This window comes from Algoriphagus vanfongensis DSM 17529 (genome assembly GCF_000429465.1).
Taxonomy (GTDB): Bacteria; Bacteroidota; Bacteroidia; order Cytophagales; family Cyclobacteriaceae; genus Algoriphagus; species Algoriphagus vanfongensis.
Window position 1 is genome coordinate 222,965 of the sequence record NZ_AUBX01000017.1, and the last position, 7,129, is coordinate 230,093.

Consider the following 7,129-nt stretch of genomic DNA (forward strand, 5'->3'; position numbering starts at 1 on the left):
CAGCCTATTATTTAATTTTCTTTTCTCACTGTTCTTTATGCTTTCAATGGAGGCTCACTCCCAAGCTAGTAAGGAGCTGGCAGTAGAAGTGAGTCACACCACAGGAATAAAACCACTAGGATGGATACCGAGATCAGGAACGGTCGAAAATGCCTCCAATGCATTGGTGGATGATAATAGTTATGCCCGTGTACTTGCCAGTCCTGGGCTCTTGCTAGGGGGAGGGTCATTTCAAGGGGCGATCGAATTAAAATTTGCCACAGAACGTCCGGCAAATACTTGGTCATATGTAAGGATAGGAGCAGATCAGGACCTTTTGGGAGCCTTGCTTGGGGGAAGTCTGGGAGAGCTATTGGCAGATGTGCTTGGGACGGTGCTTTTGGGTCGACAGGGAATAGAAATCCAGGCTAGAAATGCAGTCGATGGAATAGTGCTTTCACGGACAAGCACGCAGGGGTTTGATACGGATGAGGTTCGCTTGGTTCAGGATGGTCTGGGAAATTACTTTTTAGCCATTAAGCCTGATCAGCCTTATGATCGAATTCGCCTGATCAATAACTCCATTTCGATTCTGGGCCTTGGGACTCAATATAGCTTAGACGTTTACCATGCCTTTTACCTAGAAGGGGTCGACACCTGTGGTGATTTCCGTTTTACATCCTTTGATGGAGAGGGGATTTCGCTGGATCTTCTGGATCTCGGTGGAGCGGGTGTGACAAATGCCGGAAATGCAGTTGACGCCGACCCTAATTCCTTCTCCTCGATCAGTATCGGTACGCTGGGAGTAGGAGCATCCATGTTCCAAGAAATTCACTTCGAAATCCCATCTGCCCCAGAAGACTATTTTAAAGTCAAATTGGATATTCAGAATCCTGGGGTATTGACGGCCGACCTGATTGGAGGTATAGAAGTCAGAGCATACGATGGAGATCAATTGATCTATATTGACAAATTGAGTAGTGGCCTGATCAATGGACTGGATGTGTTGGCTCTGCTACAGGGTGGAAATCCAGTGAGCCTTGCTTTTGGCCCTGGTCGCTCTTTTGATAAAATCACCGTAGGATACAATTCCTTGGTTTCTCTCAGTGCGCTTAGCAATTCTCCTATTCGTCTGTATGATGTGCAGCGCTTCGGGGTGCTTTGCTCGGATCCGGATCCTATTCCGCTTCCGACCGCCACAGATCCCATGCTCAGCATGGCTACCTGTGATGCCACGGTATTGGATTTTGGCAATGCCAACTTCCCTTTCAATGCAGTGGATGGCAACAATGATACGTTTACCACCTTAGAAGCAAGCTCTGGTACAGCTTTAGGAATAGGGGATTATGAAGGATTTATAGAATTAGGCTTCCCTACACGCAGTGCCGGTACGACCTCGTATATCCGCATTGATTTTGAGGAAGAGGTTCTTTTGGGATTGTTGGATGGCTCTGTCGGACAGTTGCTGGGGGGAGTGGTGGACAATGTCCTCTTTGGAAGCCACTATTTCACCCTAGATGTGAAAAACAATGGCGGCTCAATCTTGACCTCCTCTAGTAATAACGGCTTTTTCAATGCTCCAGTCAGAATAGTACAGGACAAAAACAATCATTATTACGTAGCCGTCACTCCAGATGCTGATTACAATAGCATTCGGATCACAGAGTCCTTGGGAGCTATTCTTGGTTTGGGCGAGACCCGCAGCATGAATGTGTATCATGTATGTACGGCTGCCGGGTTTGAAGCATGCGAACAAGCCTTCCTAACCTATTCAGAGTCAAATGGGATATCTCTTGATCTTTTGGGATTGGGTGAGGCTGGAGTCACAGACGCAGGCTTTGCGATAGATGGAGATGTAGCTACTGCATCTGAGATCAGTATCGGAGCTGCTGGATTGGGCGCATCTGTCTATCAATTTGTTGAATTTCATTCGCCTTCGGCAGCAGAAGATCACTTCAGAATCAAACTGGCCATGTCTGGCGGAAGCGCTGTGACAGCTGAAGTTTTGGGCAGTGTAGTTGTCAAGGCTTTTGATGGAGATACGGAAGTTTTTTCTCAGGATCTCCGGGATGGCTTGATTTCGGATTTGGATCTATTGGGTCTGCTTCAATCAGGAGCCGTAGTCAATTTGCCTTTTGGCCCAGGGCTGTCTTTTGACCGAGTGGCTATTGGGATAGAGTCCTTGGTAGGTGCCAATGTAATCGCCAATCCTCTGCTTGTCTATAGCATAGAACGATTTAGTGATGCCTGTCCTGATCCCGAGCTAGTGGATCCCGCAGAGACAGATCCGCCATTTAATGTGTCGGATTGTGCAGGCGAAGTGGTGGATTGGTCTCATACCAATTTCCCTCTGAATGCCATAGATGGACACAATGATACCTATGCGACCCTTTCGGCCAGTGCAGGGACTGCGTTGGGATTGGGAGCATATAGCAGTCATATCGAATTGAAATTTGCTGCACCTGTCCCGGCAGGCGAGACTTCTTATGTTCGCATCGGCTTGGAAGAGGATAATTTGAATGCGCTATTGGGCGGTAGTTTGGGAGATGATTTGGCGAATCTTTTGGGAGCTGTGGCTCTTGGAGATCAGTATTTCACAGTCACTCCCAAAAATGCGGGAGGCACGGACATCTACACGGCGAGCAGTGCTACTGGCTTTGGAAGCCAAAATGTCAAAGTAGTACAGGATGCGGAAGGTAGATTCTACATCGCTTTCACTGCGGATGAGGCTTATCAATCTGTCCGCATTGACTTTTTCTTGACTGCTTTGGTTGGGGTAAATAATACCGCCACGATGAAGGTATACAGTCTGTGTAGAGAGACAGAGTTTGACCTCTGCGAGCAGGCCACGTTCACCTCGTATGATGGGGCCGGAATCGCTCTGGATTTGATAGATATTACCCAAGGAGGCGTATTCAACCCTCAATTTGCGATCGATGGGAATTCTTCCAATTACTCCACAATCAATCTGGGCGTAGTGGGAGCTGCGGCATCGATTTTCCAGGAGATCTATTTCAAAACAAAGTCTCAGGCAACTGATGCTCTTAGACTGCGGATACAGCTGGATCAGCCGGGAATTCTCAATTTGGATCTGGCTGGAGCTTATCGTCTGATCCTTTACAACGGTGAGGACGAAGTCTACAATGAATCACTTCAGAATGCGCTGGTTAATAATCTGGATTTGCTGGGACTACTTAACTCTGGTGGTATCCAAGAACTACTCATCGAGCCTGGCGTGGTCTATGATCGGGTAGCCTTTGGAATACAATCCTTGGTAGCTGTTAATACCAGTGCTCCGGTACGGCTTTATGGAATCAGCAGGATTTCTGATGCATGTCCTGATCCAGATGTTGAAGAGCCTCCTTATCTGGAGCCTGTATGTGCCGAGGAATTGATCAGTGCTGAAAACGCTGACAATCTTGCCAACCTTTTCGATGGCAACTTTAATAGCTATGCCACTATTCGTTCAGAGGGAGGTACCCTGGGACTGGGAGCCTACTCGGGACATGTGACTCTTGGATTTGGGGATGGTGTGATAGTTCCTGCGGGTACCACATCCTACATGAGAATTGATATGGAGGACGACCTGCTCAACACCTTGTTGGGAGGAAGTCTAGGCACTGCCTTGAGTGATATCTTAGGTAATGTGGTGTTGGGAGACCATTATTTTGATGTTATCGTCAATGATGGGGCGGGCAATCCACTTTTCACAGCTAGCAGCGCAGATGCCTTTGCTGGATACAATGATCAAATCAAAGTAGTCAAAGATGCACTTGGAAGATCCTATTTGGCGATCACACCGAGTGCAGCCTATAACAGTGTGCGGATCGAAGATCATACGAGTGCATTGCTATTGGGACAAGAAAATAGCATAAATATCTATGGACTCTGCTACGAAACAGGCACTGAGGATTGTGCCACTGGGTTTACCACTTCTTTCGAAGGAACGGGTATTTCTGTAGATGCAGGCGCGATTGGTGGCTATGGGGTGACCAATCCTGAGCGAGCATTGGATAATAACAATAACGACGACTATTCCGAATTGAGCCTGGGCACGCTAAGTGTAGCGGGTTCAATTCAGCAAAGTATACATTTCAGACAGTCGGTGCCTGCTAATGGTACTTTCAAAATCAAATTGGGAGTGGGAAGCGGTGTGCTGGATGCATCGATTTTTGATCGAGTATCGATTGTTGGCTATCTGGATGGAAATGAAGTGTACGACGAAGCGCTTCAAGATGCGGTGCTAGGATCAGTCAACCTCGTCAATCTTTTCAACAATGGAGCAGATGCAGAGCTTCGCCTGTCTCTAGGGGTGGAGGTAGATGAAGTGGCTTTGAAAATCGAATCTGTGGTTTCGGCGACTTTGGTGCCAAACGTACGCTTGTTCTACATTGTACAGGATTGTGAAACTCCCGATTTCCAGACTTGGAAAAGCTACATCATTGATGGGGATGCCAGTCTCAGTTCTGTTGCCGGCGGCGAGACGGTGCAATACACCATTCACATCCGAAATACCGGGACCATCTCGATTTTGGATTACCAGATTCAAGATGAGATTCCGGCAAATACCACTTATGTGCCTGGTAGTGGTGGGACGCTGAATGGCAATACGCTTGTCTTTGAAGATCTGGATATTGCTCCAGGTCAGACACTGACGCAAAGCTTCTCCGTGATCGTGGATGAAAATCTGACTGGGATTACCGAAATCACCAATCTTGCTTTGGTAAAAGCGAATCCTGCAGATCCGGGCGTAGAGACCTATCCGCCTTTGGACAATGAAAATCCAAATGATCCTGATGAGACAGGGGATACAGGTACTGATATCCCTGTTGAGCAAATTTTTGAAGTAGAATCTTGGAAAGCTTACACGGTGGATGGAGATGCCAGCTTAAGTGCTGTCAGTGGAGGAGAGACTTTGGTGTATACCATTTTTGTAAGAAACACAGGAAATCAGGATCTGACTGATGTGGTGATCACCGACGCTATTCCTGCAGGTACGAGCTATGTCTCTGGAGGGACAATGGCTGGGAATTCGGTGACATTTACCATTCCTACCTTGGCTGTGGGTGAGACTTCTGTAGGCTACAGCTTTACAGTGACCGTGGATCAAGACCTCACAGGACTCGATGAGATTCGCAATGTGGCGGTAAGTACGGTCACTGGAGGACTTACTTTTGAATCTTATCCGCCTGTAGATAACCAAAATCCACTCGAACCAGATTCAACTCAGCCACCGGGCACTGTCGTGGATGTCACTCCGATTCATTCGGTTGACTTCAGCAAAATAGGCATCAGTAATAATGCTACGAGCACTGGTCAGGCAGAACTAGGTGACGAAATCACCTATACACTATCTATTACTAATACTGGTAACAAAGAGCTCACAGGAATAACTATTGAAGATGTAATTCCTGCAGGCCTGACGGTATTGGATGCTGGGGGAGCTTCAGTGAATGGCTCTACACTTGAGTTTAGCCTTGCTAGCCTGTCAGTAGGACAGACACTTACAGTTGAATTTATCGTCTCTGTGGATAATGTGACTGTAGGTTCTCCCATCGTGAATGAAGCAGAAGCATTTTATCCCGATGAAACAAATAACCCGACTTCGGTACTGGCTCAGCATTCTATGCCTACAGATTGTGTGGCAGTGGATGCAGATGATATTTCACTTAATTCTTCAGTCAGCGAAGTCTGTGTGGGAGGCGAAGTGACTTTGACTGCTGCATTGAATGGAATCAGTATTCCGGATCCTGTATTTAAATGGTATACAAATCCAGCCTTGTCAGGAACTCCTTTCGAGGGAGATACTTACGTAGTCAACCCAACTGCGACTACTACTTATTACGTCATCGTCGAAGCAGATGGTTATTGCTTTAATGAGCCTCCAGCCGCTATAGAAATCGTGGTAAATCCACTTCCACCTACTCCTACTGCCAGTGCGGATGTGACTATTTCGGAAGGATTTGGAACGACCCTCTTTGCAACAATAGACCCTGCTGATCCATCTGTCGAAATTGTTTGGTTCAATGACTTAGATCAGCAAGTTGGGGTAGGTTCTTCCTATGACACAGGAGTGCTACCTGTAGGGACACATTTCTTCTATGCGGCTGCAAGAAATACAGTCACGGGATGTGTCTCTGCTGGCAGGGATGAGGTCATTGTGACCGTTGTGATAGATGACGCTGGCGACTGTACGATAGCCAACGGTCAGACTGTGGGTACTGACGGGCTGTTGTGTCTGCTATGTTTTGCGACAGATACGCAGCAGGCAGTGGACGGGAATTCGGCGACAGCATCCAGATTGACAGTTCCGGTAGGACTGCTAGGTTCTATTTATCAGACCTTGTCTTTCCCTACGCAAGGAGCGGCTGGAGATTCAGTACGGATCGATCTGGGCATTCCGGGAGGTTTGGCAGACGTGAATCTTCTTTCCCGCATAGGCATCACAGTACTGAATGGCAATACCGTGGTGGATGAGTTTTCTCTGAATGAATCCTTGGTACACCTGACCTTGCTTGGAGGAAGCGGTATGCAGCGGGCAAGCTTCCCAGTTTCAGGTTCTTTCGACAGAGTTCGGATCAGCTTGACCGGTGTAGCCAATGTGCTGACCAGTCTGGACATCTATCAGGCGCAACTGGTGTTTGCTGCTCCGACGGCAGTGACTACGGATGCGGAAGTTTGTCAAGGGGAAACAGCCTTGTTGGAAGCGACCCCAGCGGCCGGCACGAGTCTGAGATGGTACGATGCAGCAGTGGGAGGCACCTTGCTTTCGGAAGGAAATAGCTATACCACGGCAGCATTGAACAGTCCGGGTACAGTCACCTATTATTTGGCTGTACTTCGCAATGGCTGCGAGAGCCCGGACCGTATTCCAGTGGAAGTGACGGTGAATCCAGCAGCCACCGCAGCAGACATCACCGCAACTGGCGGCACAATCTGCGAAGGGGAGAGCTTCACCTTGAGCGCCAGTGCAGCAAGTATCACGAATCCGGTATTCCGATTCTATACAGATCAGACCTTGGCTACCGAGATCACGGACTTGACCGTATCACCGACTGCCACGACTACTTACTATGTAACTGTGGAAGGCGATGGAGTCTGCGAAAACGCTCCGGGTACAGCGGCTGAGTTGACTGTGACGGTAAATCCA

General features: G+C 48.0%; 1 protein-coding gene. It reads left to right on the plus strand.

Annotation, left to right across the window (positions count from 1 at the left end; all coding sequences use genetic code 11):
* Positions 1-37: 37 nt before the first annotated feature.
* The coding region (locus tag G460_RS0118230; protein ID WP_026956701.1) for an Ig-like domain-containing protein at positions 38-7,129 on the plus strand (7,092 nt) is incomplete at its 3' end.